Below are 17,289 nucleotides of genomic sequence, written 5' to 3' on the forward strand. Positions count from 1 at the left end.
CCAGCGTGATATAGCTCGGGACGCAGTTTGGCAAGGTCATAGCGCCGATGACCGCCTGCGGTATGTTCTGCACTCAATTTACCAGCCGCCTCCCAGCGGCGCAAGGTTGTTATGGACACACCTAACGTCTTTGCTGCTTCTCCTATGCTTACCAATCTATTCATAATGGATATATTATCATAGATTTGAGTAGATTCATTGAGTGCTGCTGCTAACCCTTGTGTCGCCAGAATGACGCTCTGCGGCGCATTGGCACCGTTATGCCAGCATGAGCGCACCACGGGGCGCAACGCAGTATCCATCACGTCAAGCCAGTGTCCACCACCCGGCGCTCCAGTGCCAAAAATTCTTTAGACTGCATTTCATTGAGGCGCGACACCGTGCGCGGAAATTCGTGCGCCAGTGGGCCTTCGGTATAAAGTTCTTCCGGCGGCACAGCGGCCGAAATCACCAGCTTCACGCGCCGGTCGTACAACACATCCACCAGCCAAGTAAAACGCCGCGCTGGCGAGGCCATACTGACGGGCAAATGTGGCACATTCGACAGCAACACGGTATGAAATTGATTCGCAATTTCCAGATAATCGTTTTGCGAACGCGGGCCACCACACAATTCCCGAAAATCCAACCACACCACGCCACCGGCTTTGCGCCGGGCGCGGATTTCGCGTGCTTCAATGTGCAAAACTGGCTCTTCGTCGTGGATTTCGGCCAGCTGGTCAAACATTTTGGCCATCTCGGCATCGGCCTGCTCGCCCAAGGGGCAATGGTAGAGCTTGGCGTTTTCTAGCGTGCGACGGCGGTAGTCGGTGCCGTTGTCCACATTAATCACTTCCATGCGCTGGTTGAGCAAGGCAATGGCGGGCAAAATGCGGTCGCGGTGCAAGCCATTCGGGTACAAACCGTCTGGCTCAAAATTGGAGGTGGTGACAAAGCCCACTCCATTCTCAAACAGCGCCACCAGCAGGCGGTGCAAAATCATGGCATCGGTAATATCGGCCACATGGAATTCATCAAAACAGATGAGTTTATAGCGCTTGGCGATACGCGCGCCCAGCACGTCCAACGGATTTTGTTGGCCTTGCAAGATGGCCAACTCACGGTGTACCTCGCGCATAAACTCATGAAAATGCAGGCGCACTTTGCGCTTGAGCGGCACGGCATTAAAAAAGCAATCCATCAGAAAGCTCTTGCCGCGCCCGACACCGCCGAACATATACACCCCTTTGGGGATGTCGGGGCGGTTAACCAATTTTTTCAGTGCATTAGAGCGGCGAGATTTATAGACTGCCCACTCTTGAGCGCAGCGCTCTAACGCTTGCACGGCACGCAACTGGGCCGGGTCACTCTGAAAGCCCTTGGCTACCAGTTCGGCCTCGTAGGCCTGAAGAACGGAAACGGACACCATCAGCCCCCTTGCTCTGCAAAAAGAAAATCTCTGGTGCCCGACGCGCAGACACCAGAGTTAGCAAAATCACCGCCCTGCGGCGGTGGAAAAGCCTCAAAAAGGCTTAGAAATTCAGTGTGCGCTTATCGACCGCCAAGGCTGCTTCTTTGGTGGCTTCACTCAAAGAGGGGTGGGCGTGGCAAATGCGGGCAATGTCTTCGGCGCTGGCCTTGAATTCCATCGCTACCACGGCTTCAGAAATCAACTCGGAAGCCATTGGGCCAACAATGTGGACGCCCAAAATTTCATCGGTGGCAGCATCGGCCAAGAACTTCACCATGCCGGTGGTGTCGCCCAGCGCACGGGCGCGGCCATTGGCCAAGAACGGGAAGGTGCCGGCCTTGTATTTCACGCCGTCGGCCTTGAGTTGTTGCTCGGTGCGGCCCACCCAAGCAATTTCCGGGCTGGTGTAAATCACCCAAGGGATGGTGTTGAAGTTGACATGGCCGTGTTGGCCCGCAATGCGCTCGGCCACTGCCACGCCTTCTTCTTCGGCCTTGTGTGCCAGCATTGGGCCACGCACCACGTCACCCACGGCCCACACACCGGGCAGGTTGGTCTTGCAGTCGCCATCGACCACAATCGCGCCGCGCTCGTCCAGTTGCAGGCCCACGGCTTCGGCGTTCAGGCCGTTGGTGTTGGGCACGCGGCCAATCGAGACGATGAGTTTGTCGGCATCCAGCGTTTGGGCTTCGCCCTTGGCGTTGGTGTAGGCGATAGAAACGCCCTTTTTGCCAGTTTTGATGTCGCCAACCTTCACGCCGAGTTCAATCTTCAAGCCTTGCTTATCGAAGGCTTTTTTGGCTTCTTTGGCGATTTGCTCGTCCACCGCGCCCAAGAAGGTGGGCAGACCTTCCAAAATCGTCACATCGGCACCCAGACGGCGCCAAACCGAACCCATTTCCAAACCAATCACGCCGGAACCAATCAGCGCCAGCTTTTTCGGCACGGCACCAATCCGCAATGCGCCATCGTTGGACAGTACGTGTTCTTCGTCAAACGGTGTGCCGGGCAAGGCGCGCGCATTGGAGCCAGTAGCAATGATGACTTGCTTGGCCACCAAAGTGTCGGGCTTGTCGCCAGCCACTTGCACTTCGTAGCCGCCTTCGACCGCCTTGGCAAACGAGCCGCGACCGTGGAAGAAACTGACCTTGTTCTTTTTGAACAGGTACAAAATGCCGTCGTTGTTTTGCTTGACCACGTTGTCTTTGCGGGCAATCATCTTGGCCACGTCCATCTTTACGTCTTTGGCGCTGATGCCGTGTTCGGCAAAGTGGTGGTTGGCGTGGTCAAAATGCTCGGACGATTGCAGCAGCGCCTTGGAGGGGATACAACCGACGTTGGTGCAGGTGCCGCCGGGTGCGGGGCCGCCCTTGTCGTTCTTCCATTCGTCGATACAGGCAACGTTAAAACCCAGTTGGGCAGCGCGGATGGCGGCAATGTAACCACCGGGGCCAGCGCCAATCACCACGACATCAAATGCTTTGCTCATAAAAATCTTTCTTTATCGGTTCAAAAAAACCCACCGATGGGCGCCAGCGCAAGCTGGGCCACATGGGTGGGTCCATCGGTCAGGGTTTAGATGTCAAACAGCAGGCGCGAAGGGTCTTCCAGCGCTTCCTTCATCGCTACCAAGCCCAGCACGGCTTCACGGCCATCAATGATGCGGTGGTCATACGACATGGCCAAGTAGTTCATCGGGCGGATAACGATTTGGCCGTTTTCCACCACAGCGCGGTCTTTGGTAGCGTGAACGCCCAAAATGGCCGATTGCGGTGGGTTGATGATGGGGGTAGAAAGCATCGAGCCAAAAGTACCGCCATTGGAGATGGAGAAAGTGCCGCCGGTCATTTCTTCCATGCCCAGCTTGCCTTCTTGCGCCTTCTTGCCAAATTCAGCGATTTTCTTTTCGATGTCGGCAAAGCTCATTTGGTCGGCGTTACGCAAAATCGGCACCACCAAACCACGCGGCGAACCGACAGCGATACCGATGTCAAAGTAACCGTGATAGACGATGTCGTTGCCATCGACCGAGGCGTTCAGCACCGGGAACTTCTTCAGTGCATGAACAGCAGCCTTGACAAAGAAGCTCATGAAGCCAATCTTCACGCCATGCTCTTTGCTGAAGGCATCTTGGAACTTCTTACGCATCTCCATTACCGGGGCCATGTTCACTTCGTTGAACGTGGTCAGGATGGCGTTGGTGGACTGAGATTGCAACAGACGCTCGGCCACACGGGCGCGCAGGCGGCTCATGGGCACGCGCTGCTCGGGGCGTTCGCCCAGTTCCAGCTTGGACGAAGGTGCGGCCACTTGCGGCAAAACCTTGGTAGGCACGCCGGTGGGGATAACCGCAGCCGTGGATTGCACGCCACCGGCCACAGCGGCCAGCACGTCGCCCTTGGTGACGCGGCCATCTTTGCCAGTACCAGTAACGGCGGACACCGACAGGTTGTTGTCGGCCAGCAGCTTGGCAGCGGCGGGCATGGCGACATCGCCCTTGTTGGCGGCGGCAGCTGGTGCAGCCACAGAGGCGGCGGCGGGCGCGGCAGCAGGAGCAGCAGCGGCAGCACCAGCTTTGCCTTCGGTGTCAATTTTGGCGATAAGTTGCTCGGCAGTGACGGTAGCGCCATCACCTTGGATGATTTCGGCCAGCACGCCAGCGGCAGGGGCGGGCACTTCTAGCACCACTTTGTCAGTCTCGATTTCAATCAAGATTTCATCGACCGCCACGGCCTCGCCGGCCTTTTTCTTCCAAGTCAGCATGGTGGCTTCGGCCACGGATTCGGACAGCTGTGGAACTTTAACTTCTACGATTGCCATTTCAATTCTTTCGGTAACAGGTTTTGTTCTGGATAGGGGTTGCTGGCCTTACTTGGACAGGACAAAACCCTTGAGCTTGGCAAATGCGCCTTCGACCAGCGCCTTTTGCTGTTCTTGGTGCAAGTGCGAGTAACCTACCGCTGGCGATGCCGAAGCAGCGCGACCGGAGTAACCCAGCTTTTGGCCATCGGCCATGTTTTCGTGGATGTTGTGCTGGATGAAGAACCAAGCGCCTTGGTTTTGCGGTTCATCTTGGCACCAAACGATGTCGGTGGCGTTGGGGTACTTTTTCAGTTCGGCCGCAAAGGCTTTGTGCGGGAACGGATAGAGCTGCTCAACACGGATGATGGCCGTATCGGTGATTTCCTTCTCGGCGCGCTTTTTCACCAAGTCGTAATAGACCTTACCAGAGCAAGCCACCACGCGCTTGATCTTATCGGCCTTCTTGCTGATAGCGTCGTCTTGCTCACCAATCACGGTTTGGAACATGCCCGAGGTGAACTCAGACAGTGGTGACGTGGCATCTTTGTTACGCAGCAGCGACTTGGGCGTAAAGATAACCAAGGGCTTACGCAAATCGCGCACCATTTGGCGGCGCAGCACATGGAAAATCTGGCTGGCGGTGGTGGGTTGCACCAGCTGCATATTGGTATCAGCTGCCAATTGCAAGAAACGCTCAACACGGGCCGAGCTATGTTCAGGGCCTTGGCCTTCGTAGCCGTGCGGCAGCATCAGGGTCAGGCCATTGGCACGGCCCCACTTGACTTCACCCGAGGCAATGAACTGGTCAATCACCACTTGGGCACCGTTGGCGAAGTCACCAAACTGGCCTTCCCAAATCACCAAAGAACTGGGGTCAGAACCGGCATAGCCGTATTCAAAGCCCATCACCGCTTCTTCGGACAGGATGGAGTCAATCACGACAAACGGGGCTTGGTTTTCGGCCACGTTTTGCAGCGGCACATAGGTGCCGGTATCCCACTTTTCGCGGTTTTGGTCGTGAATCACGGCGTGGCGGTGCGTGAAAGTGCCACGGCCACAGTCTTCGCCCGACAAGCGCACCGGGTAGCCGCTGGCCACCAGCGAGGCAAACGCCATGTGTTCGCCCATGCCCCAGTCCACATTGATTTCGCCCCGGCCCATTGCGGCGCGGTCGTCATAGACTTTTTTCACCAACTGGTGCGGTGTCAGGGTGGCAGGCAGGGTGGTGAGTTTTTCAGACAGGCGCTTCCACTCGGTCAGGGGAATGCCGGTTTCACCTGCATCGGTCCACTTTTTACCGACAAATGGCGACCAGTCGATGGAATACTTGCTCTTGAAGTTGGTCAGAACCGGGTCCACGGTGTGCTTACCGGCATCCATCGCGGCGCGGTAGGCTTTGACCATGTCGTCGCCCAGCGTTTCGCCCAAGCCTTGCGCGGCCAGCTTGTCGGCGTACAGCTTGCGCGTACCGGGGTGCTGACCAATCTTCTTGTACATCAGCGGCTGGGTGAGCGCGGGGGTATCTTGCTCGTTGTGGCCCAGTTTGCGGAAGCAAATAATATCCACCACGATGTCTTTGCGGAATTCCATGCGGAACTCTAGTGCCAGTTGCACCGCCAACACCACGGCTTCGGGGTCATCACCATTGACGTGCAGCACCGGCGACTCAATCATCTTAACGATGTCGGTGCAATACAGCGTCGAGCGCATGTCGCGCGGGTCCGAGGTGGTAAAGCCGATTTGGTTGTTGATAATCAGATGCACCGTGCCGCCCGTGCTGTAACCACGGGTTTCGGACAGGGCCAGCGTTTCTTGGTTGACACCTTGGCCGCCAAAAGCGGCATCGCCGTGTACCAGCACCGGCAGCACTTGGCTGCCTTTGGGGTCGTTGCGGCGGTCCATACGGGCGCGCACCGAACCTTCGACCACGGGGTTGACGATTTCCAAATGCGAGGGGTTAAAGGCCAGCGACAAATGCACTGGGCCGCCTGCGGTAGCCACGTCGGAGCTAAAACCTTGGTGGTATTTAACGTCACCGGCGGGCAGGTCTTCGGGGGCGGTGTGGTCAAACTCGGCAAACAAATCTTTGGGCAGCTTGCCCAAGGTGTTGACCAAAACGTTCAGGCGGCCACGGTGGGCCATACCGATGACGATTTCTTGCACGCCCTTGGCACCGGCTTGCTGAATCAGCTCGTCCATCGCGGCGATGAAGCTCTCGCCACCTTCTAAGGAGAAGCGTTTTTGACCGACGTACTTGGTGTGCAGGTAGCGCTCTAGGCCCTCGGCTGCCGTGAGGCGGTCAAGGATGTGCTTTTTCTTGTCGGCGTTGAATTGCGGCGTGCTGCGGATGCTTTCGAGTTTTTGCTGCCACCAACGCTTCTGGTTTTGGTCGGTGGTGTGCATGAACTCGGCACCAATGGTGCCGCAGTAGGTTTGGCGCAGCGCGTTGATGAGTTCGCGCAGCGGCATGGATTCTTTGCCAAAGAAGGTGTTGCTGGTGTTGAACACGGTTTCTTGGTCGGCATCGCTGAAGCCGTAGAACGATGGCTCTAGCTCAGGGATGGCGGGGCGCTCGGTGCGCTTGAGTGGGTCCAAATCGGCCCAACGCTGGCCTACGTTGCGGTAAGCGGCAATCAGTTGTTGGGTAAAAACGCGCTTGCGGCCCAAATCGGAATCAGCGCCGCTGGCTTGCACGACCTTGGTGCCGCCTTGCTTGGCACGCTCGGCAAAGGCATTGATAACCGGCAGGTGCGGCACGTCTTTGGCGTTGGAGCCATCGACAGCGGGCACATGTTGCAGCGCATCGAAGTAATCGCGCCACGTATCGGGCACGCTGCCCGGGTTGGCCAAGTAGTTTTCATACATCTCTTCGACATAGGGCGCATTGCCGCCGAAGAGATAGGTGTTGCCTTGGTAGGCTTGGTAGACGGATGTCTTATCGCTCATATTTTCCGCTGACCTCAGCTTTCCTAGAGAAAGCATTAGCTGGTTTAAGAAACCTTCCGCGACACGGCTGTACCGATTGGCGGATGCGACTGTGGCTGGGAAGGGCCTGTTCGGGCTAGATTGTGCCACCGAAAACCCCACTGTGCGCGCTAGGAGTTTCCCTTGTCGCGTACATTGGGGCACTTGATGGGACTTACGCTGATGAATTCTTCCTCGCCACAGCAAAAAACTTTTTTATTCTTGCTGATTTGCACTTCGCTGGCCTTTGCGGCGGTGCTGTGGCCGTTTTACGATGCAGTGTTTTGGGGGGTGGTGCTGGCTATTTTGTTTGCGCCGCTGCACCGACGCCTGTTGCAGCGCTTGCCCAAGCACCCCAATTTGGCCGCCTTGCTGATGGTGGGCCTGTGCCTGATGGTGGTCATTTTGCCCATGACGCTGCTGGGCTTGTCATTAGTGCAAGAGGCTACCCATACCTATGAACGTTTGCGCTCTGGGCAGCTGAATTTGGGGCTTTATTTTCAGCAAATGATTGCTGCCTTGCCCGATTGGGCGGTGCAGTTGTTGGCGCGCTTTGAGCTGACCAGCATGGAGGCGGTGCAACAAAAGCTATCGACCGTGGCGGTGCAAGCCAGCCAACTGATTGCCACGCGCGCCCTCAATATTGGCCAAAACACCTTTCAGTTTCTCATCAGCTTGGGCATCATGCTCTATCTGCTGTTTTTTTTGCTGCGCGATGGCACTGTCTTGGTGGCGCGGTTGCGCGATGCGGTGCCCTTGAATGGACCACACAAGCACCATTTGGTGCTTAAATTTACCACCGTCATTCGGGCTACCGTCAAGGGCAATGTGCTGGTGGCGGCCGCGCAAGGGATGTTGGGCGGCTTTATTTTTACGGTGTTGGGTATTCAGGGGGCGGTGTTTTGGGGCGTGCTGATGGCCTTTTTGTCTTTGCTGCCTGCGGTGGGGGCCGGGCTGATTTGGGGGCCAGTGGCGCTTTATTTTTTTGCCACCGGGGCCACCGGGCAGGCCATCATTCTGACGGCCTTTGGGGTGGGGGTGATTGGTTTGGTGGACAACCTGCTGCGCCCGATTTTGGTGGGTAAAGATACCAAGATGCCCGACTATGTGGTGCTGATTTCTACCTTGGGTGGCATGTCTTTGCTGGGCATCAATGGCTTTGTGATTGGCCCGGTGATTGCTGCACTGTTTATGGCCACTTGGGATATTTTTGCAGCAGAAAACAGTGGCCGTCCGCCACCATCCTAGGGTTCAGCAGCGGGCAGATGCGGCTCCAGTTGCTCCATCGGCATGGGTTTGCTAAACAAATAGCCTTGGTAGGCCAAGCAACCTTGGGTGTGCAAAAAGGCTTGCTGCTGGCGGGTTTCTACGCCTTCGGCAATCACCTCAAGGCGCAAGGCGCGCCCCATCGCAATGATGGTTTGCACAATCACGGCATCATCGGGGTCGGTGGTGATGTCGCGCACAAACGATTGCTCAATTTTGAGCTGGTCTAGGGGCAAGCGCTTGAGGTATTGCAAAGACGAGTAACCGGTGCCAAAGTCGTCCATCGAGAAGCGCACCCCCACAGCCCGCAGTGCCAGCATTTTGGCAATCGTGGCTTCAACATTTTCTAGCACCAAACTTTCGGTGAGCTCTAGTTTGAGGGTTTGCGGCGGTGCGCCGGTTTCGGCCAATACCGCCTGCACCTGTTGCACAAAATTATCTTGGCGAAATTGTCGGGCGCTGACGTTGACGGCAATGCTCAGGTGGGCGCGTTCGGGGTGGCTGGCCCATGCACGCAGTTGGCGGCAGGCGGTCTCTAGTACCCAATGGCCAATCGGCAAAATCAGGTCAGACTCTTCGGCCAGCGGAATAAACTGGGCGGGCGAGACCATGCCTTTTTCGGGGTGAATCCAGCGCACCAAGGCTTCTAGCCCCTGGACTTGGTCTTGTTCATCCACTTGCAATTGGTAGAACAGGCACAGCTGCTGCTTTTCTACCGCAAGGCGCAAATCGGCCTCTAGGCTGACTTTGGCCTCAAAATGGGCTTGAATTTGCGGGTCGTAAAAGCGGTAGGTGTTGCGCCCTTCGTTTTTGGCGCGGTACATGGCGGCTTCGGCCTGCTTGAGCAAATCATCCAAGGTTTGGCGCTGGGCATCAAACAGGGTGATGCCGATGCTGGCGGTCACAAAGTAGGTTTGCCCTTCTAATTGCATCGGCTGGGCCAAGCATTGGGCGCATTCGAGTACCACCTGTTCGGCTTCGCTGGCAGCTTGTTGGGGCTGCTGGCTCAGGGCGGCAAAGACAAAACCAAATTTATCGCCATCCAGCCGGGCGACGGTGTCGTTGGCGCGCACGGTTTGCGCCAAGCGCTGGCCGACTTGTTGCAGTAGCCGGTCGCCAATGCTGTGGCCTCGGGCATCGTTGATGCGCTTAAAGCCATCCAAATCTAACAACACTACGGCGCCGCGCTGGTCGCTGCGCGCACAGCCATCTAAAGCCAACTTGAGCCGCTCTAGTAGCATACGGCGGTTGGGCAGCTGGGTCAGGGTGTCGTAAAAAGCCAGCTGATGCGCTTGTTGCTCGGCTTGGTGCTGGCGTTGTAGGGCATTGCGAAACGCCAGCACGGCACCGGCCAAGCGCCCTAACTCGCCCGATTGTTGGGTGTGTAGCGCCTGCAAGCGCGGTAGTGGTAATTCTTGGCTGGGATTGTTGGCCAAGGCATACAGGGCATCGGCAATATCGAGCATCGAGTTGCCAGCACGCCGGGCCAGCCAGTAGGCCGCGCCCAATAACAGCAGCAAAATGGCCATGCCCAACCACAACACCCGCTCGGCCAGTTGGACGAAGGTTTGCACTTGGGCGGCGTTGCGCTGCTGTGCGCGCTCGGCCAACAATACGCCAATGCGGCTGGAAAAAATAGAAAAATCGCGAAAATGTTGCCGCCCTTGGTTGAGGATGTCGCGCGCCACGCTGGGGTCTACCGCCAAGGTATCGGTGGACATGATGACAAAGCGCCGATAAGACTCTAGTTCTTGCTGCAAGCCTTTGGCGCTGCCGTGGTTGGCATCGAGTACCAGCGCTGAACTGCTGAGCTGCTGCACTTGCTGGCGCAAAACATCCAAATCGTTGACGATGGCGCTGTGCATTCGGTACAGCTGCAACTCATTGAGCGAACCATTGAGCGCACCTTCTAGGGCCGTGGCCATGCGTTTTTGTATCAAACCAATGTCGCGCGAAAAACTGGCGGCATCTTGCATCACTTGCAAGTCTCGCTGTTGCGCTTTGCTGGCCAACTCAAATTGTTGGTGCACGCTGTGCAAAGAGCTGTACAGCACCAGCAGGGCGACGCACACCAACAAGGCCATTGGCCCCAGTAAAAAAAGCTGTAATCGGCGCCCGGTGTTCATAGCGCATCCAAGGTGGCCAGCAATTCGGGCCAGTGGCCAGGCTCTATGCTGGCCAGGTATTCAAAACTGGGGGTAGCGCCATTGCCCAAAGGCCGAAAGAGAACCAAGCTGGCCTCGGGGGGCAAATAATCTATCAGCTCGGCCATGTTGGGGCCGTGGGCCACCACGATGCGATTGCTACGCGGGGTGGAGATTTTTTCTGACAACCAGTAGCGGGTGCGGGCTACGGCTGGTTTCTTCTCGGCTTCGGGCATGGCAGCGGTGTAGCGCAAATTGGGGTCTATTTGTATCGGGCCGTTAAAAACACGGCGCGCGCTTTCTTGGGCGCGGCAAAACGGGCTACTGACCACTTGCTGGTAGGGGATACGCAATTGGCGCACAAAACCCGCTATTTTGTCCAGTTGCGCCCGGCCTGCATCGGTGAGTGGGCGCTGGCTGGCGCAATCATCGAGCTTGACCGGAATTTGGTCTGGAATACGGGCATTGGTCGGGCCGTGGCGCATGTACAGCACCAAACCGCCTTGGCGCAACAATTGCACATGCTGGCGCTGTGCCTTTATCACCCGAAAATCACTGGGCGGCGGTATCTGCACATCAGCGGCCAACGCCTTGCCCGCGCCAGCCAAGCACAAAGACACACACAGGCCGCACCAAAGCTGACGAAGCAAGCCCGGTTGCAGCAGTGGGCCAAAACGATAGGGTGTGCGTGTGTTTTGCATAAATACTCTCCTTGTCTTACAGCCCAGTTCTACAACTTGCCACCCAGTCAGTACTATTTTTCTAGCAGTGCAAAGTGTACAGAAGACGGCTACCGTCTTAACAACACCTTAAGGCCAAGCCGTGCAAGGACAAATCTCCTGCAACTTGCAGGGCTTCCGTTCCAATGGGTAATGCGCTTGGGTACACTGCAACACACCCCGGCACCGTGGTTTGCGGTACGGTTTTTTGGTCAACTTGTTTTTTCAAGGAGTAAACGCAATGGGTCTGTTTGACATGTTCAAGAGCGATTCGGGCGACAAAATGACGCCCCACTTGGCTTTTGCCACCAGCCTGATTTACATGATGTCTGCCGATGGCGAGATTGACCACGAAGAAATCGGCCACCTGCTGTCGGTTCTGGGTGGTTCGGACCAAGGCAATGGCACCGTGGGCGTGGGCGCACAGAACCAAGCCCTGCTCGATAGCGCTGTCAAATACCGCCGCAAAAACTCGATTGACACCTTTTTGCAAGAAGCGACACCGCTGCTCAGCGACGCGCAAAAAATGTGCATGTTGGTCAATTTGATTGACTCTTCTTTGGCCGACGGCCAACCCGAGCCTGAAGAGCAAGCGCTGTTTGGCAAGTTTATGCAAGCTTTTGGCATCTCTGAAGAGCGTTTCCGCCCCTTCTTTGAAATCATCATGCTCAAGAACGACCGCTCGGTGTTCACCAACCAAAACCACCCCAAGAATGACCCTAGCTACCAAGTGAAGCTGTCGATTCCGTCTTAAGGTTTTGAGCAGGGCCGGGGCTGGGATAATCCAGTCCTATGGCCATGTTTGCGGAAGGCATTCTTACACTCCACTGGGACCAATCGGTACCGGTTAATTTGGCGCGCATTGCCCGGCGCATGGAGATTGCTATCCGCCTCAGCGATAGCCTGCAAGCCTGCGCGCTGCTAGACATCAGCCCGCAAAACAAAGCCCGCATCACCATTGGCAAGCAGCAAAGCGTACAGCGCCAGCGCTATGGCGTGGCCCACGCGATTGGCCATGTGGCCCTGCACCATCTGCGGCCCGGCCACCAGCGGCTGATTGATGTGGCCGACAATTTTGGCGTCGATGCCAACAACCGCACCGAGCTAGAGGCGAATCAGTTTGCCTTGGCGTTGCTTTTGCCGGCCTCTGCATTAGCACAGCAGCTAGAAAACCAACCGATGGCCCAATTAAACGATGTGGCCCAGCGCTTTGAGGTGCCGCCTATCTTGGTCAAGCAGCGCATGGCCGATTTAAGTTTGCATTTTCAGCGCCCTTTGGCCTTGCAACCCTATGTGGGTGATAGCCACAGCGATTGGGTTTAATTGCTAACCGGTGTTACCAATTTTTACCATTGCCCGCGTTGTGGCTGGCGCTGGCGCATGGCCAGCTGCAACAAGGTGACGGTGTCCGGGCGTTGGGCGCGGGCAGCAAAATCTATGGCGCGCAAACCCAATTGGTTTTTCAGCATCGGGTCTGCACCCTCGTCTAACAGCCTTTGGGTGCAGGCAATGCTGCCGTATTGTGCTGACATCATCAAGGGCGTGCTGCCATTGGGCGAAGCGGCATCAATGTACGCATGGTGTTCTAGCAGCAAAGCCACCATGTCTTCTTGCCCTGCTTGATGGCTGGAGGCGGCGTAGTGCAATGGTGTCCAGCCGGTTTTGTTCACGTCGGCACCACGCGCTATCAAACTGCGTGCTGCTTCTAAGTGGCCTTTCAGGGCCGCCATCATCAAGGGGCTTTCGCCGTGGGCATTGCGAACTTCCACATTCAAGGTTGGCAGCGCCAGCAAGGCCGCGAAAGCACGCAGTGAACCCAATTGCAGCGCTAAGGTCAGGCCGGTTTGGCCTTTGTCGTTGCGCGTGTGCGGGTCCATACCCCGGCGCAACAGGGTTTGCAGGGCAGCGGCATCGTCACGGTGGATAGCGGTGAAAAAATCTTCGTGCGCCCCAGCATGTGCCTGCCAAGCCCACAGAACACCAGCCGCGCCGGTAACGGCCAAAAAACCACGGCGGGCAATGGCGCTCATGCTTTAACTCCGGCAAACAGGGTATCGAAGTTGCGACTGGTGGCCTCGGCCACGGTTTCTAGGCTGATACCTTGGGTGCTGGCAATTTGTTGTGCCACAAAAGGCACATAGGCCGGGCTATTGACCTTGCCCCGATAGGGCACCGGGGCCAAATAGGGGCTATCGGTTTCAATCAGCAAACGGTCTAATGGCACCAAAGCCACCACGTCGCGCAAGGCTTGGGCACTTTTGAAAGTGATGATGCCCGAGAACGAGAGGTAGTAGCCCAAATCCAGCACCGCCCGCGCTACCTCGGCGGATTCGGTAAAGCAATGGAACACGCCACCGGCGCGGTTGCTGCTGCCGTTTTCGCCCTCTTGGCGCAAAATGGCCAGTGTATCGTCGGCAGCGCTGCGCGTGTGGATGATGAGCGGTTTGCCGCAAGCACGGGCGGCGCGGATGTGGGTGCGAAAGCGCTGGCGCTGCCACTCTAAATCGGCAATGCTGCGCCCGCCTTTGCGCTCTTCCATGCCGTAATAATCGAGGCCGGTCTCGCCAATGGCTACCACGCGCGGCAAAGCGGCATGGGTCAACAAGTCTTGCTCAGAGGGTTCTTGCACCCCTTCGTTGTCTGGGTGGACACCCACCGTGGCCCAAAAATTGTTGTATTCGGTGGCCAGTGCGTGAACGGCGGGGAACTCTTCCATCGTGGTGCAGATGCACAAAGCGCGGCTGACTTGAGCTTGCTGCATTGCCACCCGAATGGCGGGCAATTGGCTGCTGAGTTCAGGGAAATTAAGGTGGCAGTGGGAATCAGTAAACACGTTGTTAAATGGTTTGCGTGGGCTTGTCGGAACCCAAAGCGGTGCCCAAAATGGATTCTATTTTGGCCTTGAGTTGGCGCGCTTTTTCGTCTTTGGGAAATTGCACCCCTACCCCTTGCACCCGGTTGCCGCCAGCACGCGCGGGCGTGACCCAAGCCACCCGACCGGCCACTGGGTAACGCTGCGTGTCTTCGGGCAGGGTGAGCAGCACATAGACATCATCGCCCAAACGGTATTCACGCGGTGTCGGGACAAAAATGCCGCCATCGGCAAAAAATGGAATATAGGCTGCGTGCAAAGCAGCTTTTTCCTTGATGGCCAATTGCATGACACTGGGGCGGGGCGCGGTAGAAGGGCTACTGGTCAGCATGGTAGGGCAAGGGCGTTAAACGGAGGATAGAGGCGAGTTTAGAACGTTTCGTGCTTGTGCGGCCAGGGCTTCGAGCATCAGGCTGGTGTTAAACGGATGCTCTGCGCTGCGCGCCGCTTGCATGAGTGCTTTGCCCCATTGCGTGAGGGCGGGCAAGGGCGGGGGCGCTGGTAAATCCGTCGCCACAAAGTAACGCGGGGCCGCACCCACGCGCAGTGCCAACAAATCGTGGCAAATTTTTTGCAGCGTGGCAATCGCCTGTGCCGGGGTGTAGGTGTTGAGGGCGTTAGGCTGGCCACTCAACAGCGCCTGCGGCAGTTGCGCCCAGGCTTGGGGGCTGTGTTCGGTATGCGATAGCGCCAGCGCATCGTCCGGGCGGCCACCGGCCATGCGGAGCAGGGCGGTAGCGGTTTGGCTGGGCACGCCTTGTTGTGCTAACCAGTGCAGCATTTGCTCTGGGGCGGGCCAAGCCATCGTGTGGCCCAAACAGCGGCTGCGAATGGTGGGCAGCAGTTGGTGGGCGGCCTCGCTGGCCAGCACAAAGCGCACATCGCCGGGTGGCTCCTCCAGTGTTTTGAGCAGCGCGTTGGCAGTGATGGTGTTCATTTGCTCGGCTGGATAGACCAATACCGCCTTGCCCCGATTGCGCGCGCTGGTACGCTGGGAGAACTCTACCGCGCTCCGCATGGCCTCAACGCGGATTTCGCGGCTGGGCTTGCGTTTTTTCTCATCAATCTCGGACTGGGCTTTTTCTGACAAGGGCCAACCCCGTGCCAGCAGTTCGGTTTCGGGCATCAGTATGCACAAATCAGCGTGGGTATGCACCTCAATGGCGTGGCAACTGGCACAGCGGCCACAAGCGCCTTGGGCGCTGGGGGTATCGCACAACCATGCGCGCACCAACTCTAGCGCCAAAGCAAATTGCCCCAAGCCCGACGGCCCTTGCAATAACCAAGCGTGGCCGCGTTGGGCCAACAAGGCATCGCGCTGGGTGGCCAGCCACGGCGCTAAAGGCGGTGCTGCTGGGCCTGCCTGCGGCTCGCTCATGTTTGCGGCACCCCGGCCCAACAAGCCCGGTCTGCCAGTGCAGCGGTCAGTTGTTGCCAGACGACTTGCGGCGTTTGGGCGGCATCTAAGCGCACAAAACGTTCTGGCGCTTGGGCCGCGCGCGCGGCGTAACCTTGGGCCACGCGGGTAAAAAAGTCTTGGTTCAAGGCTTCAAAGCGGTCGGGTTGGCGGGCATCGGCCAAGCGTGCGGCGGCGACCTGTGGCGGCAAATCAAACCAAAGCGTGATGTCGGGCTGGCGCAGTTGGCCCTCGGGGGGGCTGGCCGATGCTTGTACCCACTGCTCTAGCAGGGCCAAAATCTGCGGATTAAAGCCGCGTCCAGCGCCTTGGTAGGCAAAGGTGGCATCGGTAAAGCGGTCACACAAGACCACCTCGCCGCGTGCCAAGGCCGGTTCTATCACGCAACGCAGATGGTCGCGCCGGGCAGCAAAGACCAACAGGGCTTCGGTCAGGGCATCCATCTCGTCGTGCAACAACAAAGTGCGTAATTTTTCGGCCAATGCGGTGCCGCCCGGCTCGCGCGTGACGGTAACGGTGTGGCCTTGGGCGCGCAAAGCCTCGGCCAAAGGAGCGATGTGCGAGGATTTTCCCGCACCATCAATGCCTTCAAAAGTGATAAAAAAACCAGCGGCCATATTGTAAAAATCCTTTGAAAAGCAGCAGCTTACCGGCCACGCTGGTAGCGATTGACAGCCCGGTTATGCTCCTCTAGCGAGGCACTGAAATGGCTGCTGCCATCGCCCTTGGCGACAAAATACAGCGCTTTGGTGCTTTCGGGCTGCACAGCGGCCATCAGGGCGGCTTTGCCGGGCATGGCAATCGGGGTGGGGGGTAGGCCAGCGCGGGTGTAGGTGTTCCACGGGGTATCGGTTTGCAGGTCTTTTTTGCGTAGATTGCCATCAAACTTCTCACCCAGACCATAAATGACGGTCGGGTCGGTTTGCAACAACATCCCTATGCGTAGGCGATTGCTGAATACGCCTGCAATTTGCGCCCGGTCACTGGCACGGCCCGTTTCTTTTTCCACAATGCTGGCCAAAGTCAGGGCTTGCTCGGCCGATTGCAAAGGGGTATCGCTGGCCCGCTGCGCCCAAATGGCTTCTAAATGGCGGTCCATCGCGTGCAAGGCGCGGCGCAACAGGGCCAAGTCGCTGCTGCCTTTGGCGTAGGTGTAGGTATCGGGGAAAAAGCGCCCCTCGGGGGCCACGCCGGGGCGGCCTAGCTGCTCCATCAAAGCAGCATCGCCCAAGGTAGCGCTGTCTTGGCGCAAGCCCTGCTCTCGGGCTAGTGCGGCGCGTACTTGGCGCCAGTTCCAACCTTCTACCAGTGTCAGGGCTTGGAGCGACTCTTCACCACGGGCCAATTTTTGCAACAGGCTGTAAGGTGTCAGACCACGTTCTAGCTCGTAATTGCCCGCCTTGATTTGCCGGTCTTGCCCCGAGAACCGGAACCACCAATACAGCAACCGCGCATCAGTCCGCACCCCAGCGGCTACCACTTCTTGGGCTACGCCGCGCGGCGTGGTGCCGTGTTCAATTTCGAGTTCTAACGGGCTTTGGCGCAACTCTAGCGGCTGGTATAACCACCACGCCGCCGCAGCGCAGCAGGCCAGCGCCAGCAGCAACAACCATTTCAGCAAACGAGCCACCTGTGCCTGCCCTGTAGAAAAAACA

General features: G+C 57.5%; 16 protein-coding genes. 3 read left to right on the plus strand and 13 right to left on the minus strand.

The genetic code is table 11. The annotated features are described in order from the left end of the window. From PHX60_RS07330 to PHX60_RS07350, 5 genes are all read right to left on the minus strand, one after another. Window positions 1-302 (minus strand): helix-turn-helix domain-containing protein (locus PHX60_RS07330; RefSeq protein WP_300076324.1); only part of this gene is annotated, 302 nt, incomplete at its 3' end. Next, window positions 302-1,408: a cell division protein ZapE gene (gene zapE, locus PHX60_RS07335; protein ID WP_300076326.1), complete on the minus strand. Its 1,107-nt coding sequence runs from the start codon at window positions 1,406-1,408 to the stop codon at window positions 302-304. The genes PHX60_RS07330 and zapE, both read right to left, overlap by 1 nt. Before the next feature lie 103 nt (window positions 1,409-1,511). Further along, window positions 1,512-2,939 (minus strand): dihydrolipoyl dehydrogenase, encoded by a 1,428-nt coding sequence (gene lpdA, locus PHX60_RS07340; RefSeq protein ID WP_300076328.1) that lies wholly within the window; start codon window positions 2,937-2,939, stop codon window positions 1,512-1,514. An 86-nt stretch (window positions 2,940-3,025) separates the two neighbouring features. Beyond that, window positions 3,026-4,270, minus strand: coding sequence for a 2-oxoglutarate dehydrogenase complex dihydrolipoyllysine-residue succinyltransferase (odhB, locus tag PHX60_RS07345; RefSeq protein ID WP_300076330.1), 1,245 nt, complete (start codon window positions 4,268-4,270; stop codon window positions 3,026-3,028). Window positions 4,271-4,318: 48 nt separating this feature from the next. Beyond that, window positions 4,319-7,198: a 2-oxoglutarate dehydrogenase E1 component gene (locus PHX60_RS07350; protein ID WP_300076332.1), complete on the minus strand. Its 2,880-nt coding sequence runs from the start codon at window positions 7,196-7,198 to the stop codon at window positions 4,319-4,321. 201 nt (window positions 7,199-7,399) lie between these two features. Here PHX60_RS07350 and PHX60_RS07355 point away from each other — a divergent pair, with 201 nt between their 5' ends. Further along, window positions 7,400-8,464 (plus strand): AI-2E family transporter, encoded by a 1,065-nt coding sequence (locus PHX60_RS07355; RefSeq protein WP_300076527.1) that lies wholly within the window; start codon window positions 7,400-7,402, stop codon window positions 8,462-8,464. On the opposite strand, the gene PHX60_RS07360 is transcribed toward PHX60_RS07355, so the two are convergent. Then, the gene (locus PHX60_RS07360; RefSeq protein WP_300076334.1) at window positions 8,461-10,608 is read right to left on the minus strand and encodes an EAL domain-containing protein; all 2,148 of its coding nucleotides are present in this window, start codon (window positions 10,606-10,608) and stop codon (window positions 8,461-8,463) included. The genes PHX60_RS07355 and PHX60_RS07360 overlap by 4 nt on opposite strands. Next, entirely contained in the window at window positions 10,605-11,327 is a 723-nt protein-coding gene (locus PHX60_RS07365; RefSeq protein ID WP_300076336.1) for a histidine phosphatase family protein, read from the minus strand. Before PHX60_RS07365 ends, PHX60_RS07360 begins: the two co-directional genes overlap by 4 nt. Before the next feature lie 259 nt (window positions 11,328-11,586). Between PHX60_RS07365 and PHX60_RS07370 the strand changes: the two genes are divergently transcribed. Next, on the plus strand, window positions 11,587-12,099 hold the full coding sequence (locus PHX60_RS07370; protein ID WP_300076338.1) for a TerB family tellurite resistance protein: 513 nt from the start codon (window positions 11,587-11,589) through the stop codon (window positions 12,097-12,099). Between the two features lie 38 nt (window positions 12,100-12,137). Further along, complete coding sequence (locus PHX60_RS07375) at window positions 12,138-12,668, plus strand: ImmA/IrrE family metallo-endopeptidase (protein ID WP_300076340.1); 531 nt, start codon at window positions 12,138-12,140, stop codon at window positions 12,666-12,668. Window positions 12,669-12,691: 23 nt separating this feature from the next. On the opposite strand, the gene PHX60_RS07380 is transcribed toward PHX60_RS07375, so the two are convergent. From PHX60_RS07380 to mltG, 6 genes are read right to left on the minus strand one after another with little or no spacing between them, the layout of a single operon-like run. Next, the gene (locus PHX60_RS07380) at window positions 12,692-13,375 is read right to left on the minus strand and encodes an ankyrin repeat domain-containing protein (RefSeq protein WP_300076342.1); all 684 of its coding nucleotides are present in this window, start codon (window positions 13,373-13,375) and stop codon (window positions 12,692-12,694) included. Further along, window positions 13,372-14,178: a TatD family hydrolase gene (locus PHX60_RS07385; protein ID WP_300076344.1), complete on the minus strand. Its 807-nt coding sequence runs from the start codon at window positions 14,176-14,178 to the stop codon at window positions 13,372-13,374. The genes PHX60_RS07380 and PHX60_RS07385 overlap by 4 nt, the downstream gene beginning before the upstream one ends. A gap of 4 nt (window positions 14,179-14,182) precedes the next feature. Continuing rightward, a complete protein-coding gene (locus PHX60_RS07390) occupies window positions 14,183-14,548 on the minus strand; it encodes a PilZ domain-containing protein (protein WP_300076346.1) in 366 nt (121 codons plus the stop codon). Window positions 14,549-14,563: 15 nt separating this feature from the next. Further along, window positions 14,564-15,595, minus strand: a complete 1,032-nt coding sequence (locus tag PHX60_RS07395) for a DNA polymerase III subunit delta' (RefSeq protein WP_300076348.1) — start codon at window positions 15,593-15,595, stop codon at window positions 14,564-14,566. Beyond that, on the minus strand, window positions 15,592-16,251 hold the full coding sequence (gene tmk, locus PHX60_RS07400; RefSeq protein WP_300076350.1) for a dTMP kinase: 660 nt from the start codon (window positions 16,249-16,251) through the stop codon (window positions 15,592-15,594). The genes PHX60_RS07395 and tmk overlap by 4 nt, the downstream gene beginning before the upstream one ends. A 29-nt stretch (window positions 16,252-16,280) precedes the next feature. Then, window positions 16,281-17,264: an endolytic transglycosylase MltG gene (mltG, locus tag PHX60_RS07405; protein ID WP_300076352.1), complete on the minus strand. Its 984-nt coding sequence runs from the start codon at window positions 17,262-17,264 to the stop codon at window positions 16,281-16,283. Window positions 17,265-17,289 lie beyond the last annotated feature (25 nt).

It is taken from the genome of Giesbergeria sp., assembly GCF_028686475.1.
Lineage (GTDB): Bacteria > Pseudomonadota > Gammaproteobacteria > Burkholderiales > Burkholderiaceae_C > Simplicispira.

Bases quoted from the DNA above. Each gene is read 5' to 3' on its own strand.
- PHX60_RS07395 (WP_300076348.1), bottom strand. From the start codon at position 15,595: ATGAGCGAGCCGCAGGCAGGCCCAGCAGCACCGCCTTTAGCGCCGTGG.
- zapE (WP_300076326.1), bottom strand. From the start codon at position 1,408: ATGGTGTCCGTTTCCGTTCTTCAGGCCTACGAGGCCGAACTGGTAGCC.
- tmk (WP_300076350.1), bottom strand. From the start codon at position 16,251: ATGGCCGCTGGTTTTTTTATCACTTTTGAAGGCATTGATGGTGCGGGA.
- PHX60_RS07390 (WP_300076346.1), bottom strand. From the start codon at position 14,548: ATGCTGACCAGTAGCCCTTCTACCGCGCCCCGCCCCAGTGTCATGCAA.
- PHX60_RS07355 (WP_300076527.1), top strand. From the start codon at position 7,400: ATGAATTCTTCCTCGCCACAGCAAAAAACTTTTTTATTCTTGCTGATT.
- PHX60_RS07365 (WP_300076336.1), bottom strand. From the start codon at position 11,327: ATGCAAAACACACGCACACCCTATCGTTTTGGCCCACTGCTGCAACCG.
- lpdA (WP_300076328.1), bottom strand. From the start codon at position 2,939: ATGAGCAAAGCATTTGATGTCGTGGTGATTGGCGCTGGCCCCGGTGGT.
- PHX60_RS07380 (WP_300076342.1), bottom strand. From the start codon at position 13,375: ATGAGCGCCATTGCCCGCCGTGGTTTTTTGGCCGTTACCGGCGCGGCT.
- PHX60_RS07360 (WP_300076334.1), bottom strand. From the start codon at position 10,608: ATGAACACCGGGCGCCGATTACAGCTTTTTTTACTGGGGCCAATGGCC.
- PHX60_RS07370 (WP_300076338.1), top strand. From the start codon at position 11,587: ATGGGTCTGTTTGACATGTTCAAGAGCGATTCGGGCGACAAAATGACG.
- PHX60_RS07350 (WP_300076332.1), bottom strand. From the start codon at position 7,198: ATGAGCGATAAGACATCCGTCTACCAAGCCTACCAAGGCAACACCTAT.
- odhB (WP_300076330.1), bottom strand. From the start codon at position 4,270: ATGGCAATCGTAGAAGTTAAAGTTCCACAGCTGTCCGAATCCGTGGCC.
- PHX60_RS07375 (WP_300076340.1), top strand. From the start codon at position 12,138: ATGGCCATGTTTGCGGAAGGCATTCTTACACTCCACTGGGACCAATCG.